1 protein-coding gene is annotated in these 557 nt (G+C 53.9%); it reads right to left on the minus strand.

Translation table 11 applies throughout. The features are described 5' to 3' along the window. Positions 1-209 (minus strand): hypothetical protein (locus tag AC1QQ2_RS14990; RefSeq protein ID WP_479713748.1); only part of this gene is annotated, 209 nt, incomplete at its 3' end. Positions 210-557: the final 348 nt, after the last annotated feature.

The following is a 557-nucleotide window of genomic DNA, read 5'->3' on the forward strand; positions in this document are numbered from 1 at the left end:
CCAGGCAAGAAAAACGCACTGAAACTTGAACCAGCAGCCAGCCGGCTGAAATCGCGTTGAAAATCAGAACCGATAGCCAGCCAGCTGAACATCACTTTTTTTTTAAAAAATAATCGACACCCCTCCGGATGATTCCGGTAGTGGGGTTTCAAGAACCGACGGCCGCCTGCCGGTTTTGGCGTGGAACCCCAGTAGCCCAGTCCAGACAAGCCAATGGCCCGGGCTGCTACTGCTCAAGTAGTCCAGTCCAGTCCAGTCCATGGCGACGCCGCTGAAGGTGCCGCTGCCACTGCAAGTCGAGAAGGGCGAATGACCCGATAGAGAATGATTGGCCCTAAATTAGGGGGCCTGTGAAGTTTCGATACCTGGACTGGAAAACCCCAGAAAAAAAAGTACCCCCTGGCTCCGAGCTGGGCTACTTGGCTGGATAGGACTGGACTGGACTGGGCTGGTTTACAAACACGACTGGACTGGGGGACTACTTGAGCAGTAGCAAGCACCCACCCCGGGCATTCAAATACAACCGGACTTTTCAGGGGCCATGAATCCATGAATTT

This window comes from Aestuarium sp. (assembly GCF_023253315.1).
GTDB classification, from domain to species: Bacteria; Pseudomonadota; Alphaproteobacteria; order Rhodobacterales; family Rhodobacteraceae; genus Marivivens; species Marivivens donghaensis.